This window comes from Leptospira terpstrae serovar Hualin str. LT 11-33 = ATCC 700639 (assembly GCF_000332495.1).
GTDB lineage: Bacteria > Spirochaetota > Leptospiria > Leptospirales > Leptospiraceae > Leptospira_A > Leptospira_A terpstrae.
This window is the reverse complement of record NZ_AOGW02000010.1, coordinates 594,489-611,204: the sequence shown is the minus strand read 5'-3', so window position 1 is coordinate 611,204 and position 16,716 is coordinate 594,489. Positions and strand designations below refer to the sequence as shown.

The window sequence follows — 16,716 nt, the reverse complement described above, 5'->3', positions numbered from 1 at the left end:
ATTATCGGAAATCCTATGGTAAAATTCTACAGGGTTCAATTCCTTTATTTTATTATTTCAGGTAACTTGAGTTTAAAATTGGACCCTTGCCCTAGTTGAGAGGTGAGTTCTATGGTACCGCCAAGCCGAATTGCCAGTCCCTGCGAAATAGAAAGACCAAGCCCTGTTCCTTCAATATTTCCATCGTCGTTTAACCGAGTGAAGGTATGGAAAATCCGAATTTGATCTTCTTCTGAGATCCCAGGCCCAAAATCCCTGACGGAAATTTCAAGAGAATCATCGATCCATTCACAATCCAATTCAACATAAGGGTGATTTGCATATTTAATCGCATTGGAGATCAGGTTTAATAGGATTTGTTGGATTTTACCGGAATCAGAAGTCAGGGATTTGGATTGTAACGGTGGGCGAAATCGAATTTCCATTCCTTTGGCATTTGCTTGGGGTTGGACTAAATCCAATGTTTGGCGACATAGATCTTCCGGTCTAAACGTTGTTAACTGGATCTTAATCTGTCCCGACTCAATTTTCATCAGATTTAGAATTTCATTAATCATATTAAGAAGTCTTGTTCCACCCGTATAAATATAATTTAAATACTCTTTTCCTGTTTTATCAGATTCAGGCAATTGAATGAGCTTAGAAAACCCGATGATGGAATTCAACGGGGTTCTTAGTTCATGGCTCATATGAGCTAAAAATTCCGTTTTGGCTCGGTAGGCACGTTCCAATTCTTCTTTGGTTTTTGCGAGATCTACAGTTCGTTCTAAAATTAAAGATTCTAATGTGGACTTGTATCGATTGAGTTCTGCCAGATCTATATCTCTTTGTACAAATAAACCCATCCATCGACTGACAGTCTGATAGATCAAAAGATTCTCTTGTTGGATTGGAGAGTTTTTTTTGTATTTTAAAAAACCCAGGATCCCTAAGAATTTATTTTCGAAGAGGACAGGAATGAGAAGGAGGGTTTCGGCTTTGGTTTGTTCAAAGAACCACTTTTCTCTAGGCATAGCTTTGCTTTGAGTTAAATAGATTGTTTTTCCTCTTTTTAGTTTATGTATCCAACGTCCGAGTCCTAAATCATACCAATCTTCATTCTGCCATTCTTGTGGCAAAAGGGGATATTTTGTAGTCTTTCGTTCGTTGACCCAAATTTGGAGTCGATCCTTATTATCAATGGATTCGTATTTTAAGAAAAAGACAGAATCCATTTCTGTAAAGTATAACAGTTGATAGAGGGCCTGCGGTAGACCTTCGCGGATTGAGTGTTGTTGGATTAGGATTTGGATAGAAGAAGCAACTCCTAGTTCAAATCGTAATCGCCAAGCAATTTCCTCTTCTTGTCTTTGTTTCGTAGTAATGTCTTTGATACAAAACTTCGTATAATCCTTGTTTTTTTCCCCTTCGGGAAATTGAAACTTGCCAAACGATGTCTCAAGAATTGTTCCATTGGTCTTATAGATAAGTTCTGTTGAAAAGTCTGAGTTTTCTATTTTTTTACAAAGAAATCCCTCTAATTCAAATCCAGATTCTAAGGATAAAAATGCCTGATTTTTAATGATGATTTCAAACTTTTTCGCAGATTTATCGATGGATAAAATACTAGTTCCCGAGTCATCTCCTTCTAAAGAAGCTTTGAGTAATGACCAAGGATCTAAATCCATACTAATATTGTTTGAGTAATTCTTTCGGAAGTTTAAAACTCATAGTATCTTCCCGGCTTGCCGGAAATAAAGATACCTGTGCTTCGGGAAAATGTTTTAAGATTTCTCCCACAATTTCATCCACAAGAATTTGAGGACTAGATGCTCCCGCTGTAATTCCCAGTATTTGGATCCCTGAATTTTTAATATGATCTGGATCTACGTCTTCTTTTCTAGAAATCTGAAAACTGGCTGGTCTAGTTTTTTTTGCCAATTGGCAAAGGCGAACAGAATTGGAAGAATTTTCGGCACCGATGACTAACATAGCATCCACCGATTCTAACATAGATTGAACTGCTTCTTGTCTCTCGGTTGTCGCATAACAAATATCATCTTTTTGTGGATGTTCCACATATGGGAAAACTTCTTCTATTTTTTTTACTATATTTTTAGTATCTGCCACAGAAAGTGTAGTCTGCATTAAATAAGTGAGAGGTTTTTCTTTGTTAACTTTTTCTTTTAAATTTTCCACGTCTTCTGGTGATTCTACCAAGAACATATGGGCTTCACCCATCGTACCGATGGCTTCATCATGTCCTCTGTGACCAATATAGATGATTTGGTGAGTGTCTCTTAAATTACGGGCTTTTTTGTGCACTCTGGTAACAAGTGGGCAGGTGGCATCCCCAATCTTCATCTTCCTTTCCGTGGCTTCCTTGACTACTTCAGGAGAGACTCCATGGGCAGAAAAGACAACTGTCGCCCCGTCTGGCACTTCTTTCAGTTCGTTGATAAACCGAATTCCCTTTTTCTTCATTTCCTCTACAACTCTTTGGTTGTGCACAATTTCTTTACGAACATAGAGGGGGCTGTCAGGGTTTTCCTGGAACGCTGTCTCCACGTAGGAAATGGCATACTTCACTCCTGCACAAAATCCACGGGGGTTTGCTAGATAAATGGTCTTTAACACGTAAAAAGCCTGCCTTTTTTCTGAAATCCACTTCCATAGATTTACTAGGACATATTTTAGAAAAGGGGAAGTTCTATTTTTATTCAAATTTTATTTCTTTTTCCCTATTATCCTCCCTACCGGAATGACCGATCCTTATCTTGAAAGGGCCAAGGATGGCCTCTTCGAAAATTCATCAATTTCTCGGACTCGATTGGTTTTCGGGTGGCGAGAGAACGGATTCAAGGAGGAACCCGGATGATTATCAACCACAACGTAAGTGCGATCTTTGCACACAGAACTTTGAAGTCTAACGACGCGAACCTGAGCAAAGATATCGAAAAGTTGTCTTCTGGTATGCGTATTAACAAAGCAGGAGATGACGCATCTGGACTTGCAGTGTCTGAGAAAATGAGAACTCAGATTGCTGGTCTTCGACGTGCAGAACAGAATACTGAAGATGGTATGTCCCTCATTCAAACGGCGGAAGGATATCTTCAAGAAACACACGAAATCGTTCAACGTGTTCGTGTACTCGCGGTGCAAGCTGCGAACGGTATCTACTCGGAAGAAGATAGACAACAGATCCAAGTCGAGGTTTCACAGCTAGTGGACGAGATCGATCGTATTGCTTCTCAAGCAGAATTCAATAAAATGAAACTGCTTACAGGAGCGTTTGCACGACTCAACCCAACTGCTAGTATGTGGTTCCATATTGGAGCTAACATGCACCAAAGAGAGCGCGTGTACATTGAAACAATGAACACTGCGGCATTGGGATTAAGAAACCCTACGGTTCTTACTTTCATCTCTCTTTCGACTGCAGGGAAAGCAAACTCCGTGATCGGACTTTGTGATGATGCATTAAGAGTGATCTCTAAACAAAGAGCTGACCTTGGTGCTTATTACAACCGTATGGAGCATGCTGCGAAAGGACTTATGAACGCTTATGAAAATACACAAGCTTCTGAGTCTCGTATCCGTGATACTGACATGGCTGAACAAATGACCAGTTTCACGAGATACCAAATCTTAACTCAGGCTGCTACATCAATGCTTGCGCAAGCAAACATGAAGTCTCAGTCAGTGATGAGATTGCTCCAGTAATAGGATAAGAGAAACCAAAGGTTTGGGCAGGGTGGTTGGGGCCCTTCCTTTGGTTTCTCGATTTTCTTTTTTTTAAATTCCCTCTAAACAAATCCTAAGTTCCTAATTAGATATATTCATCGTTTTCTATTTTCCATTGATTCGATTTTTTATAAATGTATTACATACTACTGTTGAGCTTATTTAGAATTTATCTTCGTTTCGGTGGCATTCTATATTCATTTTTTTTAATTCTAAAGATAAATTCATTCTCCAAATATGGAAGGTAAGAATTAATAGAAATTGTGAGTGAAACTCTATGAAATTAGATATTGATTCTGCATACAAAGTACTCCAATCGATCGTATTTAAAACTCCATTACAATTCCATGCTAAGTTATCTGAAAGTTTCGGTGCAAAAATTTTTATCAAACGTGAGGACTTGCAAGTAGTTCGTTCTTATAAAATTCGAGGAGCTTACTATCTAATTCAAAGTTTAAACTCAGAGGAAAAAAAAAGAGGAGTGGTTTGTGCAAGTGCAGGCAATCACGCCCAAGGTGTTGCCTTTTCCTGTAAACTTTTGCAGATTCATGGTGTGATTTATATGCCAGCGATCACTCCAAAACAAAAAATCAACCAAGTGAAGATGTTTGGCGGTGATTGGATAGAGATTGTACTTGTAGGGGATACGTTTGATGAATGCCAATTTGTGGCTCTTGAATTTGCCAATGCAAACAGAAAAGTTTTTATTCCTCCTTTTGATCATATCAAAGTTATGGAAGGGCAAGGGACAGTAGCAAAAGAAATTTTGGATGAAGAGTCTAATTTTGATTATGTGTTTGTTCCTGTAGGCGGAGGTGGACTCTGTGCAGGTCTCGGTAGTTATTTTAAAGAACATTCTCCCAATACAAAGATCATTGGAGTGGAGCCAACCGGTGCTCCTTCCATGACGGAAGCACTGAAACAAGGGAAACCAGTGACTTTAGAAAAAATTCAAAAATTTGTGGATGGGGCATCAGTAAAGAAAGTAGGGGATCTAACTTTTCCGATTTGCAAAGAAATTCTCACTGATATGTTACTCGTTCCCGAAGGGAAAGTAAGTTCTACTCTGTTAAAACTCTACAATGAAGATGCAATTGTGGCAGAACCTGCAGGTGCTCTAAGTATTTCCGCCCTTGACCAATATGCTGATCAAATACGCGGAAAAAAAGTAGTCTGTATTTTAAGTGGAGGAAATAACGATATCGATCGGATGCAGGAAATCAAAGAACGATCTCTTTTGTATGAAGGTTTAAAACATTATTTTATCGTACGATTTGCACAAAGACCCGGAGCTCTCAAACAATTTGTGAATGAGATTCTCGGACCAAATGATGACATTGTTAGATTTGAATTCATTCAAAAGAATAATAAAGAATCGGGTCCAGCGCTCATCGGTATTGAATTAAAATCTAAAGACGACTTCCAATCTTTAATACAAAGGATGGATGTCTTCCACCTAAACTATACTTTGGTCAATCAGGATGAAAACCTTTTCGAATATTTAGTTTGATATACCTGATACGATGTCGTATTTTCTTGTTAGGTTTTTTTAATCCATTTAATTCTTAAGCATTAGTCTCTTAAGACTTTTTTTTAGATTTAAGTCAGTTCATTTTTTACGAAATTTATGGGAATTCCCTAAAGGATTTCGAAAATCATTCGATATCTATAGGGATTGAAGAATCGTCGTACAGCTAAAAAGCCCGGAGTGATTGCCGGGCTTTTTTACAAATATGAACTTTTTAGAATAAAAATCCATCATCCAAACAAAGCGTTTTCCTTTTTACTTAAGTCGTGGTAAACAGGCGTTATTGGGTGGCGGGTGGATAACCCCACCCAGTTCGATTAGGGCGTGGAAAGTATACCGTTGAATCCCAAAAACACCAAGTCATAAATACCACCACAGACATCCATTTTTAAATAACAAAACATTCATTGTGTTCATTTGAATCTTTGAAAGCGTTGGCATCTGTAAAGAATGTTATACTTTCAGATCTTTTCAACTCATCGATTTTTCATTTTAGGGATTATCCTTTTCATGTTTTTTTGTAAACCTGATTGGAGAAAGAATCCGGGAGATCCCTATACGAATGAGTTTTGGGAGACTCGTCTCACTGAAGAGTGGATTGTTGCCCATCCGCGTCCCTTTACGATAAAAGGAACTGTAACAGGTCTCAACAATTCACCTCTTACTATACTTTCTCCATCTGATGGAAGTTATACGACTGTTGTAACTAATGGGTCCTTTACTTTATCTGTATTTGCCTCTCCTAAATACATCCAACTCGATTTTCCCACACAACCTGTCGATGTGCACTGTATGGTCTGGGATCGGGGTACTTGGACAGGAGATGGATTTATCAATACAAAAGTCACTTGTCCTTTTGTTCGCACCATTGTGGGAGGCAAAAGCCTTCTATGGGATCGTTGTACTTACGGTTCATCTTGGAATCCAGAGGGAACTAGTATTGGAGTCGGGAAGGGGGATTGTACATTCGGTGCACTACAAGCCTTAGTTTTTTGTACGGCATCTGACGGTTACAATGCCTCCACTAACCCCAATGCTTGTAATGGAGGAGTAAACACTGCTTTAGTCGACAAAGGGCCAGTGTATGCTTCCTGCTTGGATCGTAGTAATTCCAATGCCTATGGTAGAAAGAATTGGCGACTTCCCTTCTTTGCTGAAATGTTTTCTATCATTCGCTGCAGTGCGACTAATACGGGGGAGATCACCGGGGAAGATGGTTGTTCTACAGTGGGTGATACTACTAAATACCCAGGTGCTACTGCCGACCCGGTCCTATTTCCAAATGCGCAAGCAGCCAGGTATTGGAGCACTCAAACTTTTCAGGCTTTAGGAGACCAACAAACCTATATGGTCGATTTTAATATTGGAAACCAGTCCTATGAATTTAAAGACGCAAGTGGATATGTACGTTGCGTTTCCGAGAATTAAAATTTCCGATTTTTTTAGTTTCTAAAAGGTAAGTTGAAATTACCAGGGATACGATATGCTGGAATCTTAAGCACGTATCACAAATAAAGCCAACGTAGCAAATAAATTAGGAAACAATTTAATTTGTCTTGTTCGATTGAAAAATGCTCGGTGTAAAACTTTGATTCGCTCGAAGTCACAAAAATCTTCAAAGTCTTTTCCAGAAAGGTAATGTAAGTTGGGTGTATCATACCAATGGAAAGGCATAAGTTCTGTCACAGGAGTTTTTCCACTGAGTAGGATCGAAGAACGGATTTGCCAATGAGAGAAATTTGGAAAAACGATGATGACTTGTTTTCCAATTCGCAAACATTCTTTGATGATTTCTCCAGGATTTAACGTCTGTTGTATGGTTTGGTTTAGGATGACAAAATCAAAACTATGATCCAAATGGTGTTTCAATCCGTCATCAATGTCTCCATGATGTACATACAAACTTTTTTTCACACACTGAATGATACATTTATCATCTTTTTCGATACCCTGAACGCGAACACCTTTGTTTTTTAAGATTAACATCAGTTCGCCGTAACCGCAACCAAGATCCAAAACTCTTTCGCCAGGTTTTACTAGATTGGCAATGTATGAAATGTCTGGACGATTTTTTAGATCTAGGCCCAATGCTTCATTAGTATGGATATTCAAAGGAAAACTCCTTCATCCGTAGAACTTAAAAAATCTCTAAGGATTGAATCTTGTTGTTCACTTGGTAATAAAAAACTATCGTGTCCGGCTGGATTGTTAAGTTCTACAAAACTAACGGGAACTGCATTGACTTCTAATGACTTTACAATTTCTTCCGATTGATAAGGAGGATATAACCAATCCGAAGTGTAAGCAACCACTAGGAACCGGCACCTAACCTTTGATAAAACTTTTGTTAGTTCTTTTCCAGTTCCCAAACTAAAATGATCCAATGCTTTGGTTACATAAATATAAGAGTTGGCATCAAACCTATCCACAAAGGATTCCCCTTGGTAAATTAGATAACTTCCCACAGCAAAATCTGTAGATTGGATATTGCCCTTTGGTGGTTTACGACCAAATTTTTCTCGCATCATTTCATCACTTAAATAAGTAATGTGCCCCATCATTCGAGCAAGGGCAAGTCCCTTCGAGGGTCTATTTTCTTGAGTATATAAGCCTTGGTTCCAGTTTGGATCGGAAAGGATGGCTTGTCTTCCTACTTCATTAAAAGCAATTTGTTGGGCAGAGTGTTCGGATGAAGAAGCCATCACAATACAGTTTTTCAGACGATCGGGATAGGCAACTGACCATTGTAAGGCTTGCATCCCTCCCATCGAACCTCCTGCAACAGCAAACAACTTATGGATTCCAAAAAAACTGATTAGTTTTTCTTGACCATTTACCATGTCTCCAATGGATACAAAGGGAAATGTAGATTGGAAGGGTTTTTCATTTTTTCCGTTAATTGTAAGTGGGCCACTCGATCCCTTACAGCCTCCAATTACATTGGAAGAAATGATAAAGTAACGATTGGTATCAAACGCTTTGCCGGGGCCAATGTAATAATCCCACCAGCCTGGGCGTTTGTCTCCTTCGTGGAATCCTGCGGCATGCGCATCTCCTGAAAGGGCATGACAGACTAAAATGGCGTTGTCTTTTTTTTCATTGAGGGTGCCGTAAGTTTCGTAGGCAATTTCGAGAGGAGTGATGGTTTCACCCCCCTCTAAGGTTAAAGATTCAAATCTGACAACTTTCGTATGTACGACACCTACGGATCCGTGGGAAAACTCGTTCTGTTCGGAGGTAGGCATAGTCTTAATCAGATATTTTTTAATGCCTCTTCCAAGTCTACCAGAATGTCATCAATGTTTTCGAGTCCGACACTCAAACGAACAAATCCAGGCGTTACTCCCGCAGAAATTTGTTCTGCTCCAGTCAACTGTTGGTGGGTTGTGGAGGCTGGGTGAATGGCAAGAGACTTCGCATCACCAATGTTAGCAAGAAGGCTAAAAAGTTCGAGTCCATCAATGAATTTTTTAGCTTTTTCTACTCCACCCTTGATTTCGAATCCGACTATGGCCCCAAAGAGTCCACGTTCATGGTACTTTTTGGCAGTTGCATAGTTTTTGTCGGTAGGAAGACCAGGGTAATTAACCCACTCAATTTTTGGATGTTTTGATAAAAATTCTGCAACTTTTAGAGCATTTGCCGAATGGCGTTCCATACGGAGTGGAAGTGTTTCTACACCTTGAATGATTTGCCATGCATTGAATGGGGAAATAGCAGGACCAAGATCTCTTAAACCTTGCACTCGCGCCTTTAGGATAAAAGCTATATTTACTCCACCAAAAGGTTCGAACTTTCCAAATACTTCCCAAAACTTAAGTCCATGGTATGAAGGATCTGGTTCAGTAAAATTTTTAAACTTTCCGTTCCCCCAATTAAAACTACCACCATCGACAATAATACCGCCAATGGAAGTTCCGTGCCCGCCTAAAAATTTAGTGAGAGAGTGAACAACGATATCAGCTCCATGTTTCAAAGGATTTACTAAATAAGGAGACGGCATTGTGTTATCGATGACAAGTGGAACTCCGACTTCTTTTGCAACTTTACTAACTGCCGCAATATCAAGTGTGTCTAGTTTTGGATTTCCTAAAGTCTCTGCATAAAAAGCTCTTGTTTTCTCATTGGATGCTTTACGAAAGTTTTCAGGATCTGATTGGTCAACAAAGTGTACTTTAATTCCAAGTTTTGGAAAAGTATAGTGGAGTAGGTTATAAGTTCCGCCATAGAGTGACGATGAAGCCACAATTTCTTGTCCAGTTTCTACGATATTCAAAAGTGCTAACAACTCTGCACTTTGACCTGATGCGGTTGCGAGTGCAGCAACTCCACCTTCTAGAGCCGCCACTCGTTTCTCTAAAACGTCAGTGGTTGGATTCATAAGGCGAGTGTAGATATTTCCAAATTCTTGGAGGCCGAAGAGGCGGGCCGCATGGTCTGTATCCTTAAACACATAAGATGTGGTTTGGTACAATGGCACAGCTCTCGAAGTTGTAGTCGGATCCGGCTCTTGCCCTCCGTGGAGTGCGATGGTTTCTGGTTTAAAATTACGTGGCATATATTCCCCCGATGGTCTTACCAGTTGTGACTCATCCATCTTATTTGTCAACAAAATATCCAATAAAATAGAATATTGGTCTGTTTTATTGGATAAGGTATAGGGAGATTATTTCTTATTTTCAGGGGAAAACCATACGATAATGATCGTATCGTGAAGAAATACCGTCTGACTCAAATCCTGGGACTCCTTTTCCTCTTCCCATTTCTTGCCTTAGAAGCGCAAGTTTGGGTACCGACAGGAACTGAATCCAGACGAGCTTCAGCATTGCAGTTTGATGCCGGTGGTTCTAGTTTCCAGAAAGACTACTATGGATACGTATCACCGAATTTCACGTATAACCATGGAAGTAACTTCGGATATTCCTTTTCTCTTCCTATCAATGCCCTTGCTGTCGATAAAGATCCTCTCCAATTGGATAGCAAAGCGGGAAAAATCCGGGAAATGGACTACAACAGTAAAAATGATTATTCGCGGGTTTTGAATTATATTTCATACGGAACTTATAATAACCAAGTGCCTGGAAAGGTTACATTTTCAGCTTACACTGGTAAGATGGTAGATGGATACATTGGTCATGGAACCATAGTCAACAAATACCAAAGTTCTTCTCGGTTTGATTCCTATAATCCTGGTGTAATGGCTGATTTAAATACTGATTACATTGGAGTACAATATTTTGCCAATTCCGTTGTGAATTTTGAAGTAAACGCTGCAAGAGTCTATATCAAACCTTTGGCCATAGGAAAATCGTTGTTTTCTTTATTTGATAAATCTTCTGATTTGGTTTACCTAATGAATCTCAGGGGTAATGTCCTTGATGAATCAGGCCGATTGAGTGTCGAAGAAGAAGCAGGTAGCGAAGAATCCAAAAACAAAAAAACAGAAGAGGCAAGAAAAAAAGAAATCCGGCCCATAAACAAAGACTCTAGGATGGAACTTGTAGATAATGATCCATGGTACAACCGTTTGACGATAGGTTATACAAGAGCCTGGGACCGTTCCGCTCCAGTGCAAATGTCTTATAATACAAATGGATCGCCTGTTACGGAAAAAAACTTAGACAATCCAAAAACCACCCAGGTAACCCGTGCCTCTGTTGAAGGAATGGATATTGAATATAGACTTTTGAACCTACCTTTTGTAGAATTCACTCCTTATCTAGACTTTAATAAAATCAAAGGACTTGATGGAGCACAAGGAACACATTACGGAAGCATTTTTCGATTGGGAACCAAGGATTTAAATATCATTCTAAAACCTGAATTTCGGCAAATGACTGCAAACTATGCGCCAATGTATTTTGATAGTTTTTACGAAGTAGAACGTTTTCAAAAATTTCCGGTATCGGCTCCTCTTCGTCCTAAATACGATTACTTAGAAAACCAATCCAATGCTAAAGTAACTGGTTATTACCATACAGTTTATATTAATTTTTACCACTTAGGATTTGAATTTGCAGTTGAGGATTATGGTTTAAAGGGAAACAAACGTGTATTTGCTGCTGCTTATATCCCACTTGGTTCTTCATTTTTAATGTCTTTTTATTATACAAAGAAAGGTTATGAATCACAAGGAAAAGCTTTTGAATTGGATAATAACACTCAAGCCGCTGCTGAAATTTCCAAATCCTTCGGTCCTATTGTCCTTAGATTACAAAACTATCGAAAATACTATTTAGATAGTAGCGAAAAGTCTTTTGTCAGTATTGATGAAATTCGATTTTTAGTTTCAGGTGGGATTAGCTTTTAAACAGCTGGTGTAAGAGTGCCGAGTAGGCAAACTCTGTCCTTAAATTGATTTTACCTAAGCTCATCATTGAAAATCCACTTTCCTGAAAAAATAAAATATCATCCGTTTTCCATCCTGATTCTGGTCCAAAAACAAATAGTAAATCTTTTGCTGTATTTTTTAGTTCAGTTAATGGTAAAATGAATTCCCTACCTTCGCGATCCAGAATTAAAACATTCCCTTTCCAGGATTTTAAAAATTGTTTCCAAGACAAAGTTTTTTCCATTACCAATGACGGTAGTCGACTATTCCCTGTTTGACTAAGGCCTGTTTCTAAATAGGAAACTGTATCCTTGTGATAAACAGGAGAAGTCCAATATTCTTTATTTTTTGTTTCTGTTGTATAAAAATATAAAGTTTCTACTCCGTATGCGCCGGCTAAGTGCAAAAGCTTTTTCGCAGTTTGCGGCCTTGGAAGAGAAAAAAAAGTTTGGATCCTTAATGGATTTAATACATCAGGGATGGTATTTCCTTTTTGAATAACCGTAGTCTTTTCTGTTGTAGACTGGATGTAGAATAGGAAATTTCCAGAATTCGGAATCACTACTTGAATGGTATCTCCGATGCCTTTCTTTAAAATAGATTTAATATGAGTATGTCTCTCTCCATCGATTTGAGCCAACCCATCTGAGTTTAGCTCGTTATCGTATACAACAATCCAATTCAATCTTTAGATCTCGTATGTCGGTTTGGAAGGAGGGGGTGAATCTTTCTCTGGTTCCGTTGAGTCAGATTCTTTTTTTGGTTCTTCTTCAATAGGACTTTGGATTTGATTTTCATCTAACACTGGATTCTCTTTTTCAGGCAATGACCATTTCCAAAAATATAAAAAAAGTATGGTAAAGAGGATGATAGGAATAAAACGAAATTCTCTTTTTTTTGAACTACCTTTTGATTTTAAATAATCAATGGGTGCGTAGAGTAAATCGAGAATGAGTTCTTTATAACTTTGAAAAGAAGGTTGAAATTGAAATGAGGGAATTGGTTCGGAAGTATGCAGTGAATCTTCCGCCGATTCCAAATCGGGAACAAATGTAAATCTGTGTGAACAAACAGGACATTGAACCAAAATGGTTCCCTGTGTAGCAGGGAACCGTAACATCGTGGAACAATTCGGACATTGTCTAACGAGATTCAATTAAGAACCTACGTTCTTAGTATTTTAAAGAACTCTTCAATGCTTCTACGTTTTTCTTATAGTGTTTATTGGAATCTCGATCGTTATAATCGAAAAGTTTTGTAAACAATTTGTCGAAATAGTCCAAGTTCTTGAAGTAGAATTGTTTTTTGAAATTATTTCTAATTGGGTTTGTTTTTGTGTTCTCAACATTTGCGAGAATGTATTTACCAACACCTTTTTCAGAAGGAGTTTCTGGCGTTCCCCAAACAGGATAGTCATCATGTTGGTAGAATAATTCAATTTTATCGTTATGTGCAGGAGTTCCGTTTGGAGCAACATCAGCAATCACAGAGATAATTTTGTCTTCTAACAAAAAGTTGTTTTGGTAGATGTAAGTTCTAATTTTAGTTATGTTACGCGGTTGTTCTTTTCTTGGATCCGGATCCGCATTGTTTGCACCTTCATAAAAAAGTTCCATTTTTTTGAATTTAGCACCTAAGTTTCTTCCGGAACGTCCGTCTTCACTTCCTACAAAGTCAAAAACTTCTAAATGCAAACAAGTGTTATCTTGTGCTTCTTGTTTGTCAGAGGCTTCACATCTTTCTCCGTCTGCACTTGGTTTTCCTTTATAGAGAACAGTGCGGTGAGGAAGAGTTCTTACTCTCATTTTAAATAGAACTGTGTGTAAACGAAGTCGTTTGTTTACTTCAGAGATATTTTCATCTAGTTCTTTTTCCGTCTCAGTGATGGACTTACCGGATTGAGTGGAATCAATGCCTGCTGAAGTTGAGCCTGTTTCCGAGCTACCAGTTTGAGCGAAAACCCCAAAGTTGAGCAAAAGGATGGGGAGAATTAATTTTATTTTCATGTCCGAATCTTCCTAAAAGGTTAATTTGAGGATACCAAAGAACGACCGATGGTCGTAAACAACTATCCTGTAAAAATTATCGGTAAATCTACTAGAAGATTGAAGCCGAAACGATTACTTTTTAGCGTTTCCATCCAAAATCTGGGAAGGATTCCAAATAAAAAGAAATCTCAGGTGCTTGCAAGATTTCCGTTTTTTCCCAGTTTTTAGTGATCCAACGACGTTCTACGTAGTCGCAGTAGTCTTTGAGGTTCCTACCAGAGGCTCCATCTAAGACTTCTGCGAGTTTCCTGCGGTCGTTTTCATTTAATTGTTTGGCATACCCTTCCAAAATTTTGGCACGTTCTTCCTTGTTTGGCAAAGGAAAATAAATCTTTCTGTCAAAACGTGATAAAAGTGCGGAATCTAGATCGTGTTTTCTGTTGGTGGCCCCAATCGTGATGGTTCCGCTTCGCTCCGCAAACCCGTCCAACTTACGAAGGAGGACACTGAGTAGGTTTCGAGTGGCTTCAAACAGTCCATCTTCCCTCGAAGTGGCCAGAGAATCGATTTCATCCAGAAATAACAAACATTGGGGGAAGAGGGCCGCTGCATCAAAAACCATCGCCAGGTTTTGGGAGGATTCACCATAGTATTTACTTAAGATCGATTCAATTGGTACATAAACCATAGGAACACCACAGAGATGAGAAACAATTTTTGCCATACTGGTTTTGCCCACACCAGGCTCTCCTTCAAAAAGAACCGCTCTGGGGAGGTTTGGGCTTGGTTTCCTACGAGTGAGTTTGGTAATTTCAAAAAAAGGCTCCGGTTTTAGGAGGGGAAATACCAAACTTTCTAAGATCTGCGCCTTCACTTGGTCATAACCAAAAACAGAATCAAAACCTAAATCATTCCCTTTTGCTTTTTCCAAATGTGGATCATAGACTTCGGCTCCCAATTGGTGGAGGAGGATTCGGGGGTCTTTTGCGCTTTGTCCTTCTGCTTTCAAAAATTGAAATAGGCTTAGGATGGTTTGGATTTCTTTCGTCGAAAAATCTCCATGTTTAGAACATTCCACTTTCAGATCAGATTTAAAGGAAAACCGAATGCGAAACTTGCCCGCTAGGTTTTTCTGAGGTTCGAAGAGATTCTCATTTAAGCTTTGAATGCTCAAATACCCTTCTTCAAAATTGTAGATTCGAAAGTTTTCGATATAATTCCGAACAATGCCAAGTGAGTCCAAAATTCGGTCTTTGCCTGCGTTTTCTGTTCGAAACCGAAATAGAGTCTCTTCTTTTTCCTGAACAAACTGGTAGTTGGCGTTTTTGAGTTCAGAGGCAAAAAGTTCCTTCGCTTTGAAGAAATCTGGGTGGGGAACAGAATTGGACATAAAGAACAAAATGAGGAACTTTCCCTTTTTTTTCAAGGAAGGATTTTGATTTCCTCCGACGAATACATTGGAGAGGTTGTACTAAAAATGGGTGAAGGTTCACTATCACAAGAAGATATAGACGCACTACTCGGCGGATTTAGCGGAGGAGGGAATGCTCCTGCAGGCGGCGGTTCTGGGGGTGGCGGAGGCGGTCTTGATGATTTGGATGCCCTCGTCGGCGGTGGCGGTGGTGACGATAATGGTCCATCTTTTGCCGATATCGCAGCGGCTCTCGGTCCAAGTGCGACTCCTTCTCCTGCTAGGTCTGGTTCCAAGTCCCAAGCAAGTTCCGGAAATAATACAGCCAACCTCAACTTACTGTTAGATGTCACCCTTCAATTGACAATCGAACTTGGTCGGACTACGATGTTTATCAAAGATGTCCTCCAACTAACGGAAGGTACTGTAGTAGAATTAGATAAGAATATTGGGGAAGAACTCGATATTTTGGCGAATGGAAAACTTGTCGGTCGCGGAAAACTCATTATCTTAGATGATTATTACGGAGTACAAATCACTCAAATTGTCGACCCCATGGAGAGACTCGGTGGCCCAGCCTTCTTATAGGCTATGAGTTTTTAACTGAATCGATTGCCTATGGAATTTGAATCTCCTTATACATTGGAACGGATCAAAAATCCATCCGAAGATTTACAAACAGATCTTTGGAATCTTCTCCAAGAATATAGCATTTCAAAGTTAGGTGACCCAAACCTAGAAAAAAAAGAATTTTTTGCCATCCTCATTAAAGAGGGAGAAACACTTATCGCTGCTTCTCTCTGTTATATGTTTTTTAAGGGTTTAAACCTACAATTACTTTGGGTAGCCGAAGAAAAGCGGGGGCTGGATTTAGGAACCAAGTTACTGAAACAAATTGAAAAAGAAGCTTTGGAACTCGGAGCTACCCTTGTTTTTGGATATTCCTTTGGTTTCCAAGCCCCAAAATTCTATACAAAACTTGGCTACGAAGAAGTAGGTAAAATTCCCAATTATCCTGAAGGCCAAAATTGTTACTTTCTTTGTAAGAAGTTAACTTCTGAACTCACTTGACAGCTTTTCACTATCTTTCAAATTTGTAATATATGTTAACCTTGGCCATTGTCTAGACCGCCAAAACGGTGAACTTGTTTTGGATTCCCCGCCTAAATTCAATTAGGAGGCGGCTATCTTCGCACAGGCGGTCTTTTCCCTCTCATCCACTGTTTTGGTCTCCTATTTTTGTTTTGCCGCAAAAACTGGATATGTCACGTGAATTCGATTTATCTAAATTTCAAAAGATCTCTAAGAAAAAACGTTTCGATGATGAAGACGAGGTAGGTCCCGTCTCTAGTTCCAAAACGAAATCCTACCGGTTTCGACCAGATACGGGGGAATTCCGCTGTGTGGAATGTAAACAAATGGTTTTCCCGCCTGGGTATGGAACAGGACAAAGGAATCATTGCCCGAACTGCCTAACGAGTTTGCATATTGACTCCGCTCCTGGGGACCGGTCCTCCGAATGCGGAAGTAAAATGGAAGCGATTTCTATTTGGGTTCGAAAAGGGGAATGGGTGATTTTGCATCGTTGTAAAGGATGTGGAGTGATCCATGCCAATCGAATTGGTCCCGATGACAATGAAGCCTTGTTATTGTCTCTCGCTGCACAGGCGATGGCAAAACCTAGTTTTCGATTGTTTGAAGAAAATCCGGCGGAAGTTCCGCCGGATTAATTCCC

At 39.3% G+C, this 16,716-nt stretch carries 16 protein-coding genes; 7 read left to right on the top strand and 9 right to left on the bottom strand.

Translation table 11 applies throughout. From position 1 onward, the window contains the following. Positions 1–44: 44 nt before the first annotated feature. Both LEP1GSC203_RS11335 and ispH read right to left on the bottom strand, forming a co-directional pair. Positions 45–1,667, bottom strand: coding sequence for a sensor histidine kinase (locus LEP1GSC203_RS11335; protein WP_002973924.1), 1,623 nt, complete (start codon positions 1,665–1,667; stop codon positions 45–47). A 1-nt stretch (position 1,668) separates the two neighbouring features. Beyond that, positions 1,669–2,616: a 4-hydroxy-3-methylbut-2-enyl diphosphate reductase gene (ispH, locus tag LEP1GSC203_RS11330; protein WP_002974484.1), complete on the bottom strand. Its 948-nt coding sequence runs from the start codon at positions 2,614–2,616 to the stop codon at positions 1,669–1,671. A gap of 237 nt (positions 2,617–2,853) precedes the next feature. On the opposite strand from ispH, the gene LEP1GSC203_RS11325 reads away from it, so the two are divergent. From LEP1GSC203_RS11325 to LEP1GSC203_RS11315, 3 genes are all read left to right on the top strand, one after another. Continuing rightward, positions 2,854–3,702 (top strand): flagellin N-terminal helical domain-containing protein, encoded by an 849-nt coding sequence (locus LEP1GSC203_RS11325; protein ID WP_002974229.1) that lies wholly within the window; start codon positions 2,854–2,856, stop codon positions 3,700–3,702. A gap of 298 nt (positions 3,703–4,000) precedes the next feature. Continuing rightward, entirely contained in the window at positions 4,001–5,233 is a 1,233-nt protein-coding gene (ilvA, locus tag LEP1GSC203_RS11320) for a threonine ammonia-lyase IlvA (RefSeq protein ID WP_002974297.1), read from the top strand. A gap of 528 nt (positions 5,234–5,761) precedes the next feature. Beyond that, positions 5,762–6,679, top strand: coding sequence for an Lcl domain-containing protein (locus LEP1GSC203_RS11315; RefSeq protein ID WP_002974145.1), 918 nt, complete (start codon positions 5,762–5,764; stop codon positions 6,677–6,679). Between the two features lie 66 nt (positions 6,680–6,745). Here the strand turns inward: LEP1GSC203_RS11315 and metW are convergent, their stop codons facing one another. Genes metW through LEP1GSC203_RS11300 form a run of 3 tightly spaced genes read right to left on the bottom strand, consistent with a single transcriptional unit; the run spans position 6,746 to position 9,809 of the window. Then, entirely contained in the window at positions 6,746–7,363 is a 618-nt protein-coding gene (gene metW, locus LEP1GSC203_RS11310; RefSeq protein WP_002973934.1) for a methionine biosynthesis protein MetW, read from the bottom strand. Next, complete coding sequence (gene metX, locus LEP1GSC203_RS11305) at positions 7,360–8,496, bottom strand: homoserine O-acetyltransferase MetX (RefSeq protein WP_002973808.1); 1,137 nt, start codon at positions 8,494–8,496, stop codon at positions 7,360–7,362. Before metX ends, metW begins: the two co-directional genes overlap by 4 nt. A gap of 8 nt (positions 8,497–8,504) precedes the next feature. Continuing rightward, positions 8,505–9,809 (bottom strand): O-acetylhomoserine aminocarboxypropyltransferase/cysteine synthase family protein, encoded by a 1,305-nt coding sequence (locus LEP1GSC203_RS11300; RefSeq protein ID WP_002973574.1) that lies wholly within the window; start codon positions 9,807–9,809, stop codon positions 8,505–8,507. Between the two features lie 153 nt (positions 9,810–9,962). Here LEP1GSC203_RS11300 and LEP1GSC203_RS11295 point away from each other — a divergent pair, with 153 nt between their 5' ends. Further along, a complete protein-coding gene (locus tag LEP1GSC203_RS11295; RefSeq protein ID WP_002974530.1) occupies positions 9,963–11,561 on the top strand; it encodes a hypothetical protein in 1,599 nt (532 codons plus the stop codon). On the opposite strand, the gene LEP1GSC203_RS11290 is transcribed toward LEP1GSC203_RS11295, so the two are convergent. The 4 genes from LEP1GSC203_RS11290 to LEP1GSC203_RS11275 form a co-directional block, all read right to left on the bottom strand. Beyond that, complete coding sequence (locus LEP1GSC203_RS11290) at positions 11,551–12,267, bottom strand: RsmE family RNA methyltransferase (RefSeq protein ID WP_002974426.1); 717 nt, start codon at positions 12,265–12,267, stop codon at positions 11,551–11,553. The genes LEP1GSC203_RS11295 and LEP1GSC203_RS11290 overlap by 11 nt on opposite strands. A gap of 3 nt (positions 12,268–12,270) precedes the next feature. After that, positions 12,271–12,702, bottom strand: a complete 432-nt coding sequence (locus LEP1GSC203_RS11285; protein ID WP_002974500.1) for a hypothetical protein — start codon at positions 12,700–12,702, stop codon at positions 12,271–12,273. 52 nt (positions 12,703–12,754) lie between these two features. Then, on the bottom strand, positions 12,755–13,588 hold the full coding sequence (gene fcpB / locus LEP1GSC203_RS11280; protein WP_002974184.1) for a flagellar-coiling protein FcpB: 834 nt from the start codon (positions 13,586–13,588) through the stop codon (positions 12,755–12,757). Positions 13,589–13,709: 121 nt separating this feature from the next. Beyond that, complete coding sequence (locus LEP1GSC203_RS11275) at positions 13,710–14,960, bottom strand: AAA family ATPase (RefSeq protein ID WP_408605602.1); 1,251 nt, start codon at positions 14,958–14,960, stop codon at positions 13,710–13,712. Positions 14,961–15,047: 87 nt separating this feature from the next. Between LEP1GSC203_RS11275 and fliN the strand changes: the two genes are divergently transcribed. The 3 genes from fliN (at position 15,048) to LEP1GSC203_RS11260 (ending at position 16,711) form a co-directional block, all read left to right on the top strand. Next, entirely contained in the window at positions 15,048–15,569 is a 522-nt protein-coding gene (gene fliN, locus LEP1GSC203_RS11270; RefSeq protein ID WP_039937938.1) for a flagellar motor switch protein FliN, read from the top strand. A 30-nt stretch (positions 15,570–15,599) separates the two neighbouring features. Next, entirely contained in the window at positions 15,600–16,052 is a 453-nt protein-coding gene (locus tag LEP1GSC203_RS11265) for a GNAT family N-acetyltransferase (protein WP_002974046.1), read from the top strand. Positions 16,053–16,243: 191 nt separating this feature from the next. Continuing rightward, complete coding sequence (locus tag LEP1GSC203_RS11260; protein ID WP_002974536.1) at positions 16,244–16,711, top strand: RNHCP domain-containing protein; 468 nt, start codon at positions 16,244–16,246, stop codon at positions 16,709–16,711. Positions 16,712–16,716 lie beyond the last annotated feature (5 nt).

What these genes read in the sequence shown, in the direction of transcription:
- LEP1GSC203_RS11315 (WP_002974145.1), top strand. Translation starts at nt 5,762, where the DNA reads ATGTTTTTTTGTAAACCTGATTGGAGAAAGAATCCGGGAGATCCCTAT.
- metX (WP_002973808.1), bottom strand. Translation starts at nt 8,496, where the DNA reads ATGCCTACCTCCGAACAGAACGAGTTTTCCCACGGATCCGTAGGTGTC.
- LEP1GSC203_RS11335 (WP_002973924.1), bottom strand. Translation starts at nt 1,667, where the DNA reads ATGGATTTAGATCCTTGGTCATTACTCAAAGCTTCTTTAGAAGGAGAT.
- LEP1GSC203_RS11325 (WP_002974229.1), top strand. Translation starts at nt 2,854, where the DNA reads ATGATTATCAACCACAACGTAAGTGCGATCTTTGCACACAGAACTTTG.
- LEP1GSC203_RS11265 (WP_002974046.1), top strand. Translation starts at nt 15,600, where the DNA reads ATGGAATTTGAATCTCCTTATACATTGGAACGGATCAAAAATCCATCC.
- ilvA (WP_002974297.1), top strand. Translation starts at nt 4,001, where the DNA reads ATGAAATTAGATATTGATTCTGCATACAAAGTACTCCAATCGATCGTA.
- LEP1GSC203_RS11275 (WP_408605602.1), bottom strand. Translation starts at nt 14,960, where the DNA reads ATGTCCAATTCTGTTCCCCACCCAGATTTCTTCAAAGCGAAGGAACTT.
- fcpB (WP_002974184.1), bottom strand. Translation starts at nt 13,588, where the DNA reads ATGAAAATAAAATTAATTCTCCCCATCCTTTTGCTCAACTTTGGGGTT.
- LEP1GSC203_RS11260 (WP_002974536.1), top strand. Translation starts at nt 16,244, where the DNA reads ATGTCACGTGAATTCGATTTATCTAAATTTCAAAAGATCTCTAAGAAA.
- fliN (WP_039937938.1), top strand. Translation starts at nt 15,048, where the DNA reads ATGGGTGAAGGTTCACTATCACAAGAAGATATAGACGCACTACTCGGC.
- LEP1GSC203_RS11285 (WP_002974500.1), bottom strand. Translation starts at nt 12,702, where the DNA reads ATGTTACGGTTCCCTGCTACACAGGGAACCATTTTGGTTCAATGTCCT.
- LEP1GSC203_RS11300 (WP_002973574.1), bottom strand. Translation starts at nt 9,809, where the DNA reads ATGCCACGTAATTTTAAACCAGAAACCATCGCACTCCACGGAGGGCAA.